Source organism: Luteitalea sp. TBR-22, from assembly GCF_016865485.1.
GTDB lineage: Bacteria > Acidobacteriota > Vicinamibacteria > Vicinamibacterales > Vicinamibacteraceae > Luteitalea.
Window position 1 is genome coordinate 3,861,236 of the sequence record NZ_AP024452.1, and the last position, 17,609, is coordinate 3,878,844.

Sequence of the window (17,609 nt, forward strand, 5' to 3'; positions counted from 1 at the left end):
CAGGCCGACGGCCGGATGACGAAGGCCGGCGACAGCCTACCGATTCGGCGGTATCGTGAACGGCGCATGCCTGGCCCGGTCCTCCCCCCACGCGCGGCCGACGCCGAACTCCACGCGCTGCTCGTGACGCTGGTGCTCGCCCTGTTCGTCGGGCCGCCGCTGACGCAGGCCGGCCTGGTGGGCCCGTGGCTGGTTCAGGTGCTGTTTGCGGCGATCGTCGCGGCCGGCGCGCTGGCCGTGGCACACCGGAGCCGCCCGGTGCTCCGCGTTGCCATGGCGGCGTTCGTCGCCGTCACGATGCTGGCCCGCTGGCAGCGGGACGCGGTCGGCACGCCGGGATGGCAGCTGGCCGACGCGGTGTGCTCGGCCCTGGCGATCGCCCTGTTCGCCGGAGTCATCCTCCGCCGGGTCTTCAGCGACGGCCCCATCACGCTGGGCCGGATCGAGGGGGCGGTGGCGGTCTACCTGCTGGTCGGCGTGCTCTGGGCCCTCCTCTACGAGGGCATCCTGCTGCGCGACCCGGGCGCCCTGGCGGTGGCGACCGGCCGCCCGGTGACCGAGTCCGACCTGAGCTACTACTCCTTCGTGACGCTCACCACCGTCGGCTACGGGGACGTCACGCCGGTGGCGCCCGTGGCCCGCTCCCTGGCGGTGATGGAAGCGCTGATCGGCCAGTTGTATCCGGCCGTCCTGATCGCGCGGCTGGTGTCGCTCGAGATCGCCCACCGCCCCCCGCGCACCTGAGGGAGCGGCCTCGACCTTGGTCAAGTTGCCCCAGTCGCAGCCCCCGCCGCAGGATTGGCGGATGAACATTTCCTTCCGTTCGTCGATTCTGGCCCTGTCGCTGACGATGGGCCTGGCGTTCACCGCATCCGCGCAGGACCAGTCGGCCTGGACGGCCGTGCAGCAGTTGCAGGCGGACCTCCGGGCGGACCGACAGGCCCTCGTCGCCGAGAACCTGCCGTTGTCGGACGGCGAGGCCCGGGCGTTCTGGCCGATGTACAAGGCCTACGTCGCGGAGCTCTCGAAGTCGGGCGACCGCAAGGCCAGCCTGATCGCGGCCTACGCGCAGAACTTCGACACGATGACCGACACCAAGGCCGACGCGTTCATGAAGGACTACCTGGCGATGGAGGCCGACCGCGTGAAAGTGCGCCAGAAGTACGCCAAGGAGGCCACCAAGGTCCTCGGCGCCCAGAAGGCGGCGCGCTGGATGCAGATCGAGACAAAGCTCGACACGATCGTGAACATGGGGATCGCCAGCGAGATCCCGCTCGTGCCGCTCAAGAAGTAGGCTGGTGCGCGTGAACGCCCGTCACCTGCTCCTGACCTTGGGCGCCAGCCTCCTGCTGGCGCCCGGCCTGCTCGCCCAACCCGCCGACGAGCCGCCGCCCACGGTCGGAGCCTCGTCGATCCTCTCGGCCACCGAGCTGCGTGGCCCGCATCACACCGTCGAGGAACGGGTGGCCACGCCGGGCTTCTTCCACGAGTTCACGATCACGTCCGAGTTCGGCACCTTCACCGCACTCGGCAAGCGTGAGCTCACGCGCTACGTCCGCGAGATCAACGCCCTGTACGAGCTCTCGCAGGTGTCCAAGTCGGACATCTTCATCGAGGCTGCCGGGCAATCGCTGGTCAACGTCGCCAAGGGCGCGACCAATGCGGTGACCAAGCCCGTGGACACGGCCAAGGGCGTCGGCAGCGGCCTGAAGCGCATGGGCACCAACCTCGGGCGCCGCAGCAAGCGGGCCGTCGACGAGATGGGCGACGACGATCCCGAGCTGTCCGAGGAGGAGAAGAAGGCCCAGGGCAGCGGCGCCACCAACGCCGCCTACGGCGTGCTCGGCGTCAACAGCGCGGTGCGCAAGTGGGCGGCGAAGGTGCAGGTCGACCCCTACACCACGAACCTCACCTTGAAGCAGGCCCTCGAGGGCATCGCGAAGGTGGACGCAGCCGGCAGCCTCACCACGAAGTTCGTGGTGCCCATCCCTCCGCTGGTCGGGCCTGCCGCCACCGTGGGAAACCTCGTGTGGTCGACCGACCCGGAAGAACTGCGGAAGATCAACGAGGCGCGTGCGAGGGAACTCGGCGTCACGTCCGATGACGCCAAGAAGTTCTTCCTGAACAACCGCCTCACGCTGACGATGCAGACCCGCCTGCTGGCGGCGCTGCACGCCGTCAAGCCCGGCAACGCGGCCGACTTCATCACGACCGTGACCGGCGCGCGCAGCGAGCGCGAGGCGCTCTTCTTCATCCACAGCGCCGAGATGCTGCAGGAACTCCACGCCAGGTCACCGGTGAAGGCCGTGCTGACCGACTCGCGGGCGCTCGTCGCCGTGACGCGCACCGGCGAGGGCGTCGCCCTGCTTCCCGTCGACTGGCTGCGCGAGACGAAGACGGCCGTTGCCACGATGACCGAGGCGGCGGCGCGGGCGCGCAAGGAACTCGGCGCGACGACCCTGCGCCTCCAGACCGAGGCCCACCTCACCGAGCGCGCGAAGGCCGCGTTCTCGGCGGCCGGGTGGACGATCTGACGTCTGACGTTTGACGTTTGACGTTTGACGTTTGACGTTTGACGTTTGACGTTTGACGTTTGACGTTGTCGGCAATCGGCAATCGGCAGTCGAGAATGCGATGGCCGGCCAGTCATCACGCTCGGCCGGCCCTTTTCGTTTGGGCGTGTCGCGGGCTTCGGCTACCCTCAGCGCCGGAGCCCCTCATGCGCCTTCCTGCCCTGCTGTTGCTCGGCCTCGCCCTTCAGGCCGCGCCCGTCGTGTCGCCGTCGCCGGCCTGGCAGGACGTGCCCGCCAGCGAGTGGCGCACGCTCTTCAACGGGCGCGATCTCTCGGGATGGACGGTCAAGCTCGCCCACCACGAGGTCGGTGACAACTACGCCGACACGTTCCGCGTCGAGGACGGCGTCATCGCCGTGCGCTACGACAAGTACGGCGACGACTTCGGGGCGCGCTTCGGTCACCTGTTCTTCGACGAGCCGTTCTCCTACTACGTGCTCTCGCTGGAGTACCGGATTCGTGGGTCGCAACAGAAGGGCGGGCCCTCGTACGCGCGCCTGAACAGCGGCGTGATGATCCACAGCCAGGCGCCTCGCACGATCCTGAAGGATCAGGACTGGCCCATCTCGGTCGAAGCGCAGTTCCTGGCCGGCAACCAGACCACGATGAACGTGTGCACGCCGGGCACCGAGATCTTCATGGGCGGCACGATGGTCAAGGCCCACTGCACCAACTCCTCGTCGCGCCGCTACGTCGAGGACGGCCAGTGGGTGTCGGTGCAGGTGGAAGTCCTCGGCAACGAACACGTCCGCCACTACATCGACGGGCAGTTGGTCCTCGCCTACGAGCGCCCGACGATCGGCGGCGGCGTGGCCACCGGCTTCGACCCCGCCGTGAAGGTCGACGGCACGCCGCTGGCCTCCGGCTACATCGGACTGCAGGCCGAGAGCCAGCCCGTCGAGTTCCGGAACATCCGCCTCCTCGACCTGTCCGGCTGCATGGACAAGGCGTCGCGCGCATACCGCCCCTGGTTCGTCCATGCCGACGCAGCGGCATGTCGCCGATAGGGGCCGAGCTCGCGCCGCGGGAACGAGCCACCTGCCGTAGGATTGGGCCGTGACCAACCTCATGCCTCGGCGTCACGCTCGCGCGGTGGCCATCCTGATCGGCCTGCTCGCCCTTGCGACGCTGTCGCCACTCGCCTTCGCGCAGCCGCCTGCAGCAGCCACGCAACCCGCCCCGGCCGCCGAGCCTTCCCTCGCCACCGATCGCCGGCTGGTGCAGCGCGTGCCGGAGGCCGAGCACGCCGAGCTGCGCCTGGCCAATCGCCTCATCGTGGTGTTCCGTGCAGCCATCCTGCCGCGCCGACCGAAGGAGCGCGTCGAGAGTGCCCTGCGGCGGCTGGATGCCCTGGTCGAGGACAACCTCACCGGCCCGGTGACGACGCGGACCTTCGCCGGGGCCACCGTGCTCGTCGTGGCGGGGCGCGACGCGTTCGCGCTGGTGCCTGACGACGTCGATGAGGGCGGCGCCGAGGACCTGCAGGCCCTCGCCCTCTCGACCGCCGCACAACTGGAACTCGCCCTCGCCGAAGCGGCCGAGGCGCGGACGCCCAGGCGGCTCCTCGTGGCCGGGCTCCGCACGCTGCTCGCGACCATCCTCCTGGCGCTCGCGCTGGTCGCCCTGCATCGCCTGCATCGCCTGGTGACGCGTCGCGCGTTCCTCGCCGCGCAGGCCGGGCTGGCGCGCACGCGGGTCGGCGACGGCCACATCGTGCGCAGTTCGCGGCTGTACGACGCGGTGCGTCGCGTGGCGCGCTTCATCGCGCTGGCCGTGGCGGCCTTCCTGATCTACGCCTGGCTGGCCTACACGCTGCAGCTGTTCCCCGTCACCCGTCCGTGGGGCGAGGCGCTCGGCGGCTACCTCGTCGCCACCGGCAAGAGCCTCGCGTGGGGCGCGGTACTGGCGCTGCCCGGCCTGTTCACGGCGGCGATCATCTTCCTTTGCGCGCGCTTCGCGGTGCGCCTCGTGACGCTGCTGTTCAACGCCATCGAGCAGGATCGACTCAAGGTGACCGCCTTGAGCGGCCCGCGCGCCGCGCCGACGCGGCGCCTGGTCACGACCTTGATCTGGCTGTTCGCCGTGGTGGTCGCGTACCCCTACCTGCCCGGGAGCAACACGGAGGCCTTCAAGGGCGTGAGCGTGTTCGTCGGCCTGGTCGTCTCGCTCGGCTCGAGCGGCATCGTCAGCCAGTACATGAGCGGCTTCATGCTGACCTACAGCGACGCGCTCGCGCCCGGCGAGTACGTGCGCGCCGGCGACGTCGAGGGCACCGTGCGATCGCTCGGCATGCTGTCGACCAAGATCGTGACGCCGCGCAACGAGGAGGTCACGATCCCGAACGCGGTCATGATCGCCGGGACGACGACCAACTACTCGCGACGCGCGGCGCAGGGCGTGCTGGCCCCTGCCGTGGTCACCATCGGGTACGACACGCCGTGGCGCCAGGTGGAGGCGATGCTGCTGCTCGCCGCCTCGCGCACGCCGGGCCTGCGCGCCGTGCCGGCGCCCGAGGTGTGGCAGACGGCGCTCGCGGACTTCTACATCGAGTACACGCTCCTGGTGTGCGTGGACGACCCGACCGCCCGCGTCGTGGTGCTGTCGCGCCTGCACGCCGAGATCCAGGACGCCTTCAACGAACACGGCGTCCAGATCATGTCGCCCCACTACGTGCTCGATCCGAAGGCAGCCAAGGTGGTGCCCCCGTCCCAGTGGTATCCGGCCCCGGCCAGGCGCCCCGACGAGGGCGCCTGAGCGGGCGACGGCACGCGGCGTCCGCGGCGCGACTCAGACGGCGGCCGCTTCCTCGACGGGCGCGACCTGCCATGCGCGCAGTTGCGCGAACAGGCGCGCCTGCTGCGCGAACAGGTCGTGGTTCACCGCGGCTGCGCCCGCCCCCTGCGGCGCCTTGAGGTAGAACGACAGCCACTCCTGCACGCCCGACGAACCGGCCCGGTGGGCCAGGTCGAGGAACAGCGCGAGGTCGAGCACGATCGGTGCGGCCAGGATCGAGTCGCGGCACAGGAAGTCGACCTTGATCTGCATCGGGTAGCCGAGCCAGCCGAAGATGTCGAGGTTGTCCCAGCCTTCCTTGTCGTCACCACGCGGCGGGTAGTAGTTGATGCGCACCACGTGGTCGAGACGGCCGTACAGATCCGGGTAGGTCCCGGGCTCGAGGATGCTGTCGAGCACGCCGAGCTTGGAGACTTCCTTGGACTTGAAGTTCTCGGGGGCATCGAGCACTTCCCCGTCGCGGTTGCCGAGGATGTTCGTCGAGTACCAGCCTCGCAGGCCGAGCATCCGCGCCTTGATGCCCGGCGCGAGGAGCGTCTTCATCCACGTCTGGCCCGTCTTGAAGTCCTTCCCGGCGACGGGGACGCCACGGACCTGCGCGAGCTCGGTCATGCACGGCAGGTCGAGCGTGAGGTTCGGCGCGCCGTTGGCGAAGGGCACGCCCGCCATCAGCGCGGCATACGCGTAGATCTGGCTCGGCGCGATGGCCGGATCGTTGGTCTTCAGCCCCTGCTCGAAGGTCGCGACCGAGGCGTGCACCGGCGCAGGCGCCGACCAGGCTTCCGTCGAGCCGCACCAGACCATCACCAACCGGTCGCAGCGGTGGCGCACCTTGAAGTCGGCCATGTCGTCCATCAGGGCGTGCGCCTGGTCCCACTTCGAGGCGAGCGGCTTGACGTTGGGGCCATCCAGCCGGGAGACCCAGCGGCGGTCGAAGACGGCCGGCATCGTCACGATGCGCGCCAGCTCGTCGGCGATCGGGTCGATGTCGGCCGCGGCGAGCACGCGGGCCGTGCGGGCCGCGTCCAGTGCCGTCGTGGAGATGGGATCCCAGCCCCCGAACACGAGATCGTCGAGCGTGGCGAGAGGCACCGCGTCGCGCACGAAGCGCCGGTCGGCGGTGTCGGTCGCGGGCAGGTGCGCGAGCTGGCTCAGCGAGCCGATCGGGACGGCGCGCCCCTGGCGCGCGGCGATCACGCCAGCCATGAACGTCGAGGCCACGGCGCCGAGGCCTGGGGTGAGCACGCCGAGGCGGCCGGTCGGGGGAGTCGGATGGGACGTCGTCATGCCCACCGACCATAAGCAGATATTCACGACATGGCACTTCGGTGAAGCAACGCTGAACTATCATCAAGCGATGCTTCCCGACCTCTCGATTCGCCAGCTCGAGTACCTGGTCGCCGTCGACGAGACCGCCACGTGGGCACAGGCCGCGGCGACCGTCGGGGTGAGCGCGTCGGCGTTGTCGCAGGGCCTGGCGGAGCTCGAGCGGCGCCTCGGCGTGCCGCTCTTCGATCGGGAGTCACGCCGGCGGCAGCTGCGACCCGCGGCCGCGCCCGTGCTCGCGCACGCGCGACAGGTGCTCGGCCTCACCGGCGACCTGGCGCGCTGGGCCGACCGGGTGCGACGGGGCGTGGCCGGCCGGGTCCGGCTGGGGATGATCGATGCGGCCGCCGTCGTGCACTTCCCCGATCACCTCCAGGCCTTCCGCGCGGCACATCCGGAGATCGAGTTGCTGCTGCGCGTGGCGCCGTCGGCGACGCTCTTCAAGCTGCTGGCCGCCGGCCACGTAGATCTGGTGGTCGGCGTGGCGCCGCCGCGGCCGCCGTCCCACTGCACGATGACGGCGGTGCGCACCGAGACCCTGTCGGTCTACGGGCCACCCGGCCGCACCGTGGGGCGGCCGGCGTCCTGGGGCCCATGGGTGCTCTTCCCCGCCGGTTCGCACACGCGGGCCCTCGTGGTCGCCGAACTGCGCCGCCTCGGCGCGCCACTCGAGGTCGTCGCCGAGAGCCACCAACCGGAGGTCCTGCGCGAGATGGTCAGGCTGGGCGCCGGATGGACCGTCCTGCCGGCTGCGCAGGCCGAGGACGGGCATCGCCCGCTGCAGGGGGGACGAGCGCTCGTGACGCGGCAACTGGTGCTGGCCACGCGCGACAGCGCGGCGCCCGACCCCGCCGTGGCGCTGCTCGCCACGCGGCTGCAACAGGACCGCCCCGGTCGCCCCCGGCGAGGCAGGCCCGGGGTACGCCCGGGAGTGTAGACTCGCCGGTTGGGATGAGCACCTCGTACAAGGACCTCGTCAGCCAGCTCCGATCCGCCTTCCCCGCGCCCGTCTCCGACCGCCTGCACGACGCGTACTTCGTGTTCTCGTGCCTGCGCGCGCTCGACCAGGTGGACGCGCTCAAGTCGGCGGCCCCGATGCTGGGGACGCCCGTCACGCTGGACTACGACGCCGCGCGGCGACGGCGGGTCGGCGAGCACCCGATGACCCTCGAGGCGGTCACGAGCGAGCTCGTGCAGTACCTGTCGGGCATGTTCATCTGGGGGCATCCGCGCGCCCAGATCAACGTCGTGCCGCCGCCCACGATCCCCAGCATCATCGGTGGACTGCTGCCCTCGATCTACAACCCGAACCTGGTGAGCGACGAGTCGTCGCGGCAGGTGTCGATCGCGGAGGTCGAGGCCATCGCGATGACTGCCGGGCTGGTCGGCTACGACCCGGCGGTCGCCGACGGGGTGTTCACCTTCGGCGGCACGGGCACGCTGATGTACGCCGGCAAGATCGGCCTCGAGAAGGCGATGCCCGGCGTGCGCGAGTCGGGGCTGCGCGAGCCGGCCGTGCTGGTGTGTTCCGATCGCGCCCACTACGCGAACCTCACCGTGGCCAACTGGCTCGGGCTCGGCGAGGCGCAGGTCGTGAAGGTGCCCTCGACCGACGACAACGAGATCCGCATCGACGCCTACACGCGGGAGCTCACGTCGCTGGTCGATGCCGGCGCGCGCATCGCGTGCATCGTCGCCACCATGGGCACGACCGACGCCTTCGGGCTCGACGACCTGGCCGCCATGGTGCGGGTGCGCGACGAGCTCGTGCAGTCGCGCGGGCTCGACTACGTGCCCCACGTGCACGCCGACGCCGTCATCGGCTGGGCGTGGAGCGTGTTCAACGACTACGACTTCGACGGCAACCCGCTCGGGTTCCGCCACCGCACCGTGCGTGCGCTGGCCGGCACGGCCCGCCGCATCCGGCACCTCGGCCTGGCCGACTCGCTCGGCGTCGACTACCACAAGACCGGATTCACGCCCTACATCTCGAGCGCGGTGCTGGTGAAGGACGGGCGCGACCTCACCCGCCTGGCGCGACGCGAGGAAGACACGCCCTACATCTTCCAGTCGGGCGAGCGGCACCCGGGCAGGTACACCATCGAGACTTCGCGGGCCGGCAGCGGCCCGCTGGCGGCGCTGGCCAACCTGCGGCTGTTCGGCCGGCAGGGACTGCAGGCGCTGCTCGGTCACCTGGTGGCCATGGCGGAGGAACTGCGCGAGCAGCTCGAGGGCCATCCGTCCACCACGGTGCTCAACGGCGACAACTTCGGGCCGGTGACCCTGTTCCGGGTGTATCCCGACGACGTGGACACGTTCGCGATGCCGGAACAGGAGCGGCGCGACCCGGCGTATCGCGAGCGCTTGCTGGCCCACAACGCGTACAACCGACGGGTCTTCGAGTTGATTCAGGCCGATGCGCTGCAGGGGGTCGGCGTGGTGATCTCGCTGACCGACTGCTACCGCGAGAGCGAGTACGGCGAACCCATCGTGGCGCTCAAGTCCTACATCCTGAGCCCGTTCTCCGACGAGGCGCAGGTGCACGCGGTGCTCGACTCGATCGCCAAGGCACGCCGCGCCATCGCCGCCGGCGCCTGAACCTCCGCCACTCGGCGGCGGCTACTCGAACTCGAGTCCTTCGTGCGCGAGCACGATGGTCTCGATGGCGACCGCCCCGTCGATCGTCGAGAGGTGCGGTCCCTCCCATCGGGTGATCCAGGCCTGTCGGAGCGTCCACGCGCCGACGGGATTGCGGTCCTCGTCGAGCAGCACGATGCGGACGGTGCGGCGCTGCACCTGGCCGTCGAGGCCGGTCCTGAACCACTGCCACATGTCGCGGTCGGCCGTGAATCCGCGCTTCAGGGTCACGTCGCCGAACTTCCGCAGGCCGGGGAGCTTGCGGGCGTGGGCCCGGTCACCGCCCTCGCGATAGTCGAACGGCTCGATCTCGGCGGCCAGCCCGGACACCTCCGTGAAGCCGGCCGGCGTGGCGCCGTCGATCTCGACGAGGAACTTGAAGTTGGCGTAGGGATCCTGTCGGCTCATGCCTGCCATTAACGCGACACGGGCCTCCGGCGCACACGGGCGGGGGGCAGGCAGGTTCGCCGTGACGCGCCGCCACGACGACGCCTCAGGCATGACGTAGAATACGGCCTCGGTTCCCACCGGGCACGAGCCGAGAGGCCGACACGGTCAAGACGGCTCGTGATGGCCGCGCCGGGGACGCAAGGACGAACGTCGGAGCTCCTCACATATGTCGCCGGACACCGCGAGGGTCGTCTTGGCACCTTCCCGAGAGACGGCCGCGGAACGTGTCGAGTTCGAGACGTTGATCTCGGACATCTCGGCGCGGCTGATCGCCGCGGCGCCGGAGCGGGTCGAGCCGGCCATCAAGGCCGCGCTCGAAGACGTCCGGACCTTCTTCCAGGCCGACCGCTGCGCCTTCGTGCGGGTCGAGGCTGACCAGACGTTCGCCAACGTGGCGTACGGCGCGTACGCCGAGGGACTGCCCTCCCTTCCGACCGACCTGAACCTGGTCCAGGCGTTTCCCTGGGCTCGTCACAAGCTCCTCGTGGAGCGCGTCCCGGCGGTCGTCCGCCGGCTGGCCGATCTCCCGCCCGAGGCGGCAATCGACCGCGCGAGCTGGGACCAGCATTCCCCCATTCGTTCGCACCTCGCGGTTCCGATCCCCGGGGAACCGGCGGTACGCCACATCGTGGCGATCCACTGGGCGGCGCGCGAGTGCCAGTTCCCGGACTCGTGCGTGCCGCGCCTTCGCGTGCTCGGCGAGATGATCGTCAACGCGCTGCGACGCAAGCAGGCCTTCGACGACCTGCGGGCGAGCGAGGAGCGACTTGATCTCGCTGCCGCCTCCGCCCGATGCGGCCTGTGGGAACTGCACCTCGGCACGGGCGCGATCTGGGTGACGCCACAGACGCGCGAGATCTACGGGCTCGCCGCCGGGACGGCCACCGATTACGACCTGCTGATGCGCCTCGTTCACGACGCCGATCGCGAGATGGTCGTGGCGGCGATCGACAGGGCCCGGGCCGATCGGAGCGCGTTCGACGAGACCTACCGGGTCGTGCGCCCCGACGGGGCGGTGCGCTGGATTCACGTCAGGGGGCGGGCCTGCGAGGGCGACAAGCTGCTCGGGGCGTCGGTGGACGTCACCGACCAGGTGACCGCGGCCGAGCAGCTCCGTCAGGCACTCGCCGACCTGCAGCGCCTGCGCGAGAAGGTCGAATCCGAGAACGTGTACCTCCGGGAAGAGGCGAGGCGTCGTCTCGGTCCTGAACAGGTGATCGGGCGTGGGCCGGCCATCCGCCGAACGCTCGCCCTTGCCGACCAGGTCGCCCACACTGACTCCACCGTGCTGCTGCTGGGGGAGACCGGCGTCGGCAAGGAGCGGTTCGCGTCGTACATCCACGAGTCCAGTCGGCGCCGCGACCGGGCCATGATCCGGGTCAACTGCTCCGCCATCCCCGCGCCGCTCATCGAGAGCGAACTGTTCGGACGGGAGAAGGGCGCATACACGGGCGCCCTCGCAAAGCAGATCGGACGCTTCGAGCTCGCCCACGGGTCGACGCTCTTCCTCGACGAGATCGGCGAGCTCTCCGTCGAGATCCAGGTGAAACTGCTGCGCGTCCTCGAGACCCACAGCATCGAGCGGCTCGGCAACCCGCGGCCGGTCCCCATCGACGTGCGCATCGTCGCGGCCACCAACCGCGATCTCGCTGCCGCGGTCCATGCCGGACGGTTCCGTGAGGACCTCTTCTACCGCCTGAACGTCTTCCCCATTACCATCCCGCCGCTTCGCGAGCGACGGGAGGACATCGCCCTGTTCGTCCACGCGTTCGTCGACGAGTTCGGCATGGCGATGGGAAAGCGCATCGACGACGTCGATGCCGACAGCATGGACGCGCTGCTGGCCTATGCCTGGCCGGGCAATGTCCGCGAGCTCCGCAACGTCGTCGAGCGCGCCATGATCATGGCCACGGGGCCGACGCTGCGGATTGACCCGCCGGGCGCGGCCAGCGGCTGGCAGGCCCCGGCCAGCGATGCTCGGGCCGGGGCACGCGCGCAGCTCCTGCAGGTGCTGCAGGACACCGGCTGGCGCGTCCGCGGACCGCACGGCGCGGCGGCACGGCTCGGGCTGAATCCCTCCACGCTGGAGTCGCGCATCAAGAGACTCGGGTTGACCCGTCCCGGGACTGGCAAGTCACCGTCCTGAACATCCTGTCGGTGCCCCCAAGCCGACGCCCCCAGGACAGGCGCGGGCCGCGCAGCGGCCCGCCTTCATTCCCCCTGACGGGGCCACCCGCCCCCGACCCATGCGTGGTTTCCACGCACTTCGTGGATTCCTCGCCCCAGCCCCTCCGGTCACCAGACCGCTGAGCGCTGCAAGCCCCATCAATTCAACAGGATGTGGCGCTACTGCTGGGCGTCCCGGCGTGGCACGAAGTCCGCAGCTGAGCCATGCATGGTGCAACTGCTCGTCAGGCTCGTGGCGGCGCCGGGCACGGTGCCCGATGTCGTCGGAGCGCTCCGGGCGGTGATGCGGCCCGCGCAACAGGCGCGCGGCTGCAGTTTCGCCGGCGTCTACACGTCGGCGGTCGAAAGCGGACGGCTCCTCTACGTGGAGGAGTGGGACGACGCAAGCGAGTTGTCGCGGCAGTTCGGGACCGCGCGGTTTCATCGGTTGCTCGAACTGCTGGAGATCGCGGCCGACCCTCCGGACGTGGAATTCAGGATGGTCTCGGAAACCCGCGGACTCGAGTACATGTCCGGCCCACCGCCTGGCACGGCACTCGGGCCCGGCTGACCGACGACCCAAAACGCGGCGCGGCGTCCCGGCAGGAGCCAGCGGCTCGGTCGGGGCGTGTCTGCGCCCAGAGGTATGGCTCCATGCGCAAGTGTGCAGTACTCGCATCCCTTTTGCTGATCGCCCTGGTCGGCCCCGGTCCGGTGTGGGCTCAGGCGCCCGCCGATGGCTGGCACGTCACCGTGTCGCCGTACTTCATGGGCGCGGCCATGGACGGGACCACCGCGGTCGCGGGCCAGGAACTCGACGTCGACGTGCCGTTCTCGAAGATCCTCGACAACCTGCAGTTCGGCGCGATGGGTCTCGTGGTGGCGCGCAAGGGCAACTGGGGGGTGGGCGGCGACGCCATCTGGATGGCGCTGGGCGCCAATGGCACCGCCCCCGGCCCGTTGGGCACGACCGGCAGCGCCGACATGAACCAGGGGGCGTTCGCCTTCTACGGGCTCCGGAGGCTGGCGCCCGGGGCCGACGTCTTCTTCGGTGGCCGCGTCAACACCCTGCAGGCCGCGCTGCGGTTCAACGGGCCAGGGCAGCGCCGTGTCGACGATTCGAAGACGTGGTTCGACCCCATCGTCGGTCTGCAGCTGCGGACGCCGGACACCGGGAAACGCTGGCATGCGCAGGTGTACTCGGAGATCGGCGGCTTCGGCGTCGGATCGGACCTCACCTGGCAGGTGTTCCCGACGATCGGCGTGACGCTCACCCGGCGAAGCTCGCTCGAGTTCGGCTATCGCTGGCTGGACATCGACTACGCGGCCGGTGAGAACGTGTCGCTCTTCAAGTACGACGTGCTCACGCAGGGCCCGGTCATGGGCGTCGCGTTCAGGTTCTAGGGAGAAGGCGAATGGTCACGTGTCGTCGGCTCGTCATCGTGGCGACGCTCGTCCTTCCGGCGCTCGGCTGCGGCCGACAAGGGCCCCCCGCGAGCCCTCCGGCGGAGGCTCCGCCGCCTCCTGTCGAAACCGAACTGGCCCCAGGCTCGCGGCTCGTCGAGCCGCGCGCGGAGGAACTCGTGCGGCGAATGAGCGACCGGCTGTCGCGGGTCACCGCCCTGGCAATCGAGGCCGACGAGGTGTACGACGAGGTGCCCTCCGACGCGCCCCGTCGGCAGCTCACGAGCGTGCGCCGCGTGGCGATGCGGCGCCCCGATCGCCTCGTGGGCGACGCGGCTGGCGACGCGATCAACCGTTCCTTCTGGTATGACGGGCAGACCTTCTCCGCTCTCGACCGCGAACAGAACGTCTGGGCGAGCGGCGCGGTGCCCCCGACGATCGACCAGGCGCTCGACTGGGTGTTCGACCAGACCGGCACGGCGATCCCGCTGGCCGACTTCCTGTACGCCGACGTCTACGACCGGCTGATGGGCAAGGTGCAGCGCGGCGTCTATCTGGGCATCCACGAGGCGGCGGGCGTGCCGTGCCACCACCTGTCGTTCGAGCAGGCCACGATCGACTGGCAGCTCTGGATCGATGCCGGCCCGGATCCGCTGCCCCGGAAGCTGGTGATCAGCTACAAGGCCGAGGACGAGGTGCCGCAGTACTCGGTGACGATCCGCAAGTGGAACCTCGCGGCGAAGGTGCCCGAGGCGCTCTTCCGGTTCGCGCCACCCGAAGGCGCCAAACGCATCGAGGTCACGGCGCTCACACCCGCCGGCCCCGCCGCTGGCGGTCAAGGAGGTGCGCGATGACGCGTGCGATCACGGCGCTGACGGTCGCCGTCGCGCTGTTGGTGGTCCAGACCGACGTCCTGTTGGCCCAGCGCCCGCGCGGGTCGGTGCATGCGACGTCGCGCGGCTCGGTCAGCCGATCCGGGGGCACGGCGTCGTGGGAGAGCCGCGGGGGTCGGGCGCAGGGTTCGCGGACCGCGACCAGGACCGAGGACGGCTACAACGTCGACAAGACGATCACCAGCGACACCGGTGCGTCGAAGACCGTCAGCCGGGAGATCGACACCGACGACCGCAGCGTCGAACGCAACTCCACGGCCACCAACCGGTGGGGCCAGTCCGTGTCGCGGGAACGCGAGGTGGAGAACCAGGGCGGCTACGCGGAGATCGAAGGCAGCGCCAGGACGAGCACCGGCCGCGAAGCGTCCGCCGACCTGGTGGCCGGACGCACCTGGTACGGCAGGCCCGCGGTCGGGGGGTCGGTGAACACGAAGTACCACGGCAACTACAACGTCGCCGCGGCGCGCAATCCCTACGGCGGGTACACCAAGGCGGTGGCGGGTCCGTACGGCGGCAAGGTCACGACCACGCTACCCTCCGGGTACCGCACGACGACCTATTACGGCCGGCCCTACTACTCGTATGGCGGCGCCTACTACCGCCCGTATACCTACCACGGCGCGCACTACTACTACCCCGTGCCCGTGCCGTACTACGCGTACTACAGCACTCCGCCGGTCGGCGCGATCATCGTCATGGTCGCCGGGCTGTCGTACCTGATGGCCAAGGACGGCACCTGCGCGAAGCAGACGACGAGCAGCGAGGGGAAGGTCGTCTACCAGTCCGTGCCGCCCCCGACTGGAGCCATCATCAGGACGCTGCCCGCCGAACGGGTCCTGGTCACGGTCTCGGGCACGACGTACTACCTGGCGGCCAACGCGTTCTACCGGCGCGTCGTCAGCGGCGGCCAGGAGAGCTTCGTGATCGTGACGCCGCCGGCCGGCGTGGTCTTCGTCGCGGCGCTCCCGGCCGACTTCGAGGTCGCGCAGCTGAACACGATGTACTTCGTCGCACAGGGGCAGTACTACGTGCCCTACCTGTCTGCCGACGGCAAGGAGCTGTACGTCATGGTGGATCGGCCGCCGCAGCCGCCGGCGCAGGGCGTTGCACCCGCCGCTGCGCCTGCCGTGGCCGGGACCTCGGGCTCGTCGGCCGACGCCGCCCCGCCGGTGCGCACCGTGGCGGAGACGTTCACGGTGGCCTCGGGCACGCTCCTGGTCGTGCGACTCGCCACCGACGTCAGCTCCGACACGGCCGCGGTCGGCAACCGTTTCCAGGGCTTCCTCGACCAGGACCTGTTCTCCGGGGGGCGGCTGGTCGCGCCGGCCGGGGCGAAGGTCTACGGCATCGTCAGCGCGGCCGAGTCGGCCAACAAGATGAAGGGCACTGCATCGCTGGCCGTGACGCTCACCGACATGCAGGTCGGCGGGAGCATCGTGTCCATCAAGACGGAGGCACTCAGCGTCAAGGGTGGCTCCGGCACGGGGACGCGAAAGCTCGTGGGCGGCGCCCTGATCGGCACGGCCATCGGCGCCATCGCCGACGGTGGGGAGGGCGCGGCCTGGGGGGCGGCAATCGGCGCCGGGGTCGGTGGCGCGGCGGCCGCCGCGGGGTCGGTGAAGGCGGCCGTGATCCCCGCACAGACACCGCAGGCCTTCACGCTGGCAGTGCCGTTCCAGGTGGAGATCCTGACGAACGTGGCGGTGCGGTGAGGCGGGACATGCAGCCAATCCATGGAGGACGGCCAATGAGGCACTGGGTGCGGGGAATGGTGATGGTCGGACTGGTGCTCGGTGGACTCGCGCAGACCACCGACGCGCAGGATCTGAAGGCGAAGCTGGCGGCCGTCAAGCAGGCCGCGGCAGCCAACCAGCAGGAGTTGCGGACGTACACGTGGCTCGAGAAGACGGAGTTGAGCCTCAAGGGTGAGGTCAAGGCGACCAAGGTCGACTCGTGCCGTTACGGCCCCGATGGCAAGGTGGTGAGGACGCCAGTCGTCACGCCGCCGCCTGCCGAGAAGAAGCGGGGATTGAGGGGCAGGGTGGTCGCCAAGAAGACCGGGGAGATGAAGGAGGAGTTGCAGGCGACCGCCGCGCTCATCCACGAATACGTCCCGCCCGCGCCCGACAGGATACAGGTGGTGATGAATGCCGGAACCGCGTCTGTCGGCCAGGCGGGTCCGGAGCGCCTGGCCTTCACCTTCCCCGGATACGCGAAGCAGGGCGACGCATTGAAGATCACGTTCGACAAGGCGATCACGGCGCTGCAGCAGATCGACGTCACCACCTGGCTGGACAAGCCGGAGGACGTCGTGACGCTGCACGTCACGATGCAGGCCCTGCCCGGTGGCCCCAGGTTCCCGGGCACGGTCTTGCTGACCATCGCATCGAGCCAACTGCAGGTGAAGATCACCAAGTCCAACTACCAGAAGCTCGCGATGTAGCCAGGAGCACCGCCACCGGTCCATTCCGCCGAAGCCTCGAGACCGATGTCTTCTGTCCCTGTCGCCTGCCGAAGCGACGCGCGGAGACGCCAACCGCGAACCATCCGGCTTGCGGTGGCGGTCTGCTGCGTGCTCGCGACCGCCGCGCCCGCGGCCGTCGCGCAGACGAACCTCCAGCTCTGGGGCAACGTGACCCTCGACTGGGCGAGGAGCGAGCGCCTGGTGTACGAACTCGACTTCGAGCCCAAGGTGCTGCTGGCGGCCCCGGAGGGCGAGCCGGGCTGGCGCAACCTGGATGTGACGCCGAACGTCGAGTATGCCGCGAAGCGCTGGCTCGATCTGGTGGCCGAGACGACGGTCGGCTTCACCAGGCAGACCGACAACGTGGACTCCTTCGAGCTGTCGCCGCGCGTCGGGCTCCGCTTCCACGTCTTCTCCCGCCGCGTGCCGACCACCGGCGGCGTGTTCGGCGTCCGCGAACTGCCGCCGACGCGGCGGATCGTGGTGCGCGACCTGGTGCGCTTCGAATCGCGCAACTTCATCTACACGGGCGACACCAGCGAACCGAACTCGTTCACCACTCGCTTTCGCAATCGCCTCGAGTTCCTCGTGCCGTTGAACAAGCAGGAAGTGACAAACGATGGCGCTCGGTACCTGCTCGCCGACTGGGAGTGGTTCGTGCCGCTCGGTCAGCCGGCCGAGCGGTTCGCCAACAAGCAGCGGATCCGGACCGGGCTCGGGTTCCGCCGCAGCTTCTCCTGGCGGCTCGAGCTCCTCTACATGTGGACCCGGTCGCGCGACACGGTGCAGGAGGGGTTCACGACCAACGACAACAGCATCAACGTCCGGCTGAAGCGGGTGTTCTGACATGAAGGGTCTAATGGCCCAGGCATCCAACCTGCGGCCGGAGAATTGGAGACGTAG

The 17,609-nt window shown here is 69.9% G+C and carries 16 protein-coding genes; 14 read left to right on the forward strand and 2 right to left on the reverse strand.

The genetic code is table 11. From position 1 onward, the window contains the following. Positions 1 to 66 precede the first annotated feature (66 nt). The 5 genes from TBR22_RS16185 to TBR22_RS16205 all read left to right on the forward strand — a co-directional run bounded on the left by TBR22_RS16185 (position 67) and on the right by TBR22_RS16205 (position 5,327). Positions 67 to 744, forward strand: coding sequence for a potassium channel family protein (locus TBR22_RS16185; protein ID WP_239488887.1), 678 nt, complete (start codon positions 67 to 69; stop codon positions 742 to 744). 61 nt (positions 745 to 805) lie between these two features. Continuing rightward, complete coding sequence (locus tag TBR22_RS16190; protein WP_239488888.1) at positions 806 to 1,294, forward strand: hypothetical protein; 489 nt, start codon at positions 806 to 808, stop codon at positions 1,292 to 1,294. 10 nt (positions 1,295 to 1,304) lie between these two features. Next, complete coding sequence (locus tag TBR22_RS16195) at positions 1,305 to 2,534, forward strand: hypothetical protein (protein WP_239488889.1); 1,230 nt, start codon at positions 1,305 to 1,307, stop codon at positions 2,532 to 2,534. Positions 2,535 to 2,719: 185 nt separating this feature from the next. Continuing rightward, positions 2,720 to 3,580: a DUF1080 domain-containing protein gene (locus tag TBR22_RS16200; protein WP_239488890.1), complete on the forward strand. Its 861-nt coding sequence runs from the start codon at positions 2,720 to 2,722 to the stop codon at positions 3,578 to 3,580. A 49-nt stretch (positions 3,581 to 3,629) separates the two neighbouring features. Beyond that, the gene (locus TBR22_RS16205) at positions 3,630 to 5,327 is read left to right on the forward strand and encodes a mechanosensitive ion channel family protein (protein ID WP_239488891.1); all 1,698 of its coding nucleotides are present in this window, start codon (positions 3,630 to 3,632) and stop codon (positions 5,325 to 5,327) included. Between the two features lie 33 nt (positions 5,328 to 5,360). On the opposite strand, the gene TBR22_RS16210 is transcribed toward TBR22_RS16205, so the two are convergent. Beyond that, the gene (locus tag TBR22_RS16210) at positions 5,361 to 6,653 is read right to left on the reverse strand and encodes an inositol-3-phosphate synthase (RefSeq protein ID WP_239488892.1); all 1,293 of its coding nucleotides are present in this window, start codon (positions 6,651 to 6,653) and stop codon (positions 5,361 to 5,363) included. A gap of 70 nt (positions 6,654 to 6,723) precedes the next feature. Between TBR22_RS16210 and TBR22_RS16215 the strand changes: the two genes are divergently transcribed. Both TBR22_RS16215 and TBR22_RS16220 read left to right on the forward strand, forming a co-directional pair. Then, a complete protein-coding gene (locus tag TBR22_RS16215; RefSeq protein WP_239488893.1) occupies positions 6,724 to 7,629 on the forward strand; it encodes a LysR family transcriptional regulator in 906 nt (301 codons plus the stop codon). 14 nt (positions 7,630 to 7,643) lie between these two features. Further along, positions 7,644 to 9,290 (forward strand): pyridoxal-dependent decarboxylase, encoded by a 1,647-nt coding sequence (locus tag TBR22_RS16220; protein ID WP_239488894.1) that lies wholly within the window; start codon positions 7,644 to 7,646, stop codon positions 9,288 to 9,290. A 21-nt stretch (positions 9,291 to 9,311) separates the two neighbouring features. Here the strand turns inward: TBR22_RS16220 and TBR22_RS16225 are convergent, their stop codons facing one another. Beyond that, complete coding sequence (locus tag TBR22_RS16225; RefSeq protein WP_239488895.1) at positions 9,312 to 9,737, reverse strand: phage tail protein; 426 nt, start codon at positions 9,735 to 9,737, stop codon at positions 9,312 to 9,314. A gap of 235 nt (positions 9,738 to 9,972) precedes the next feature. Here TBR22_RS16225 and TBR22_RS16230 point away from each other — a divergent pair, with 235 nt between their 5' ends. The 7 genes from TBR22_RS16230 (at position 9,973) to TBR22_RS16260 (ending at position 17,552) form a co-directional block, all read left to right on the forward strand. Then, positions 9,973 to 11,925 carry a sigma 54-interacting transcriptional regulator gene (locus TBR22_RS16230; protein ID WP_239488896.1) on the forward strand — a complete coding sequence of 651 codons (1,953 nt, stop codon included), beginning with the start codon at positions 9,973 to 9,975 and terminating at the stop codon, positions 11,923 to 11,925. A 249-nt stretch (positions 11,926 to 12,174) separates the two neighbouring features. After that, entirely contained in the window at positions 12,175 to 12,516 is a 342-nt protein-coding gene (locus TBR22_RS16235; protein ID WP_239488897.1) for a putative quinol monooxygenase, read from the forward strand. Positions 12,517 to 12,599: 83 nt separating this feature from the next. Continuing rightward, a complete protein-coding gene (locus tag TBR22_RS16240) occupies positions 12,600 to 13,349 on the forward strand; it encodes a hypothetical protein (RefSeq protein WP_239488898.1) in 750 nt (249 codons plus the stop codon). Between the two features lie 188 nt (positions 13,350 to 13,537). Then, positions 13,538 to 14,203: a DUF2092 domain-containing protein gene (locus tag TBR22_RS16245; protein WP_239493497.1), complete on the forward strand. Its 666-nt coding sequence runs from the start codon at positions 13,538 to 13,540 to the stop codon at positions 14,201 to 14,203. Then, on the forward strand, positions 14,200 to 15,954 hold the full coding sequence (locus TBR22_RS16250; RefSeq protein ID WP_239488899.1) for a DUF6515 family protein: 1,755 nt from the start codon (positions 14,200 to 14,202) through the stop codon (positions 15,952 to 15,954). The genes TBR22_RS16245 and TBR22_RS16250 overlap by 4 nt, the downstream gene beginning before the upstream one ends. A gap of 35 nt (positions 15,955 to 15,989) precedes the next feature. After that, positions 15,990 to 16,685, forward strand: coding sequence for a hypothetical protein (locus TBR22_RS16255; RefSeq protein ID WP_239488900.1), 696 nt, complete (start codon positions 15,990 to 15,992; stop codon positions 16,683 to 16,685). A 114-nt stretch (positions 16,686 to 16,799) separates the two neighbouring features. Beyond that, positions 16,800 to 17,552 (forward strand): DUF2490 domain-containing protein, encoded by a 753-nt coding sequence (locus TBR22_RS16260; protein ID WP_239488901.1) that lies wholly within the window; start codon positions 16,800 to 16,802, stop codon positions 17,550 to 17,552. Positions 17,553 to 17,609: the final 57 nt, after the last annotated feature.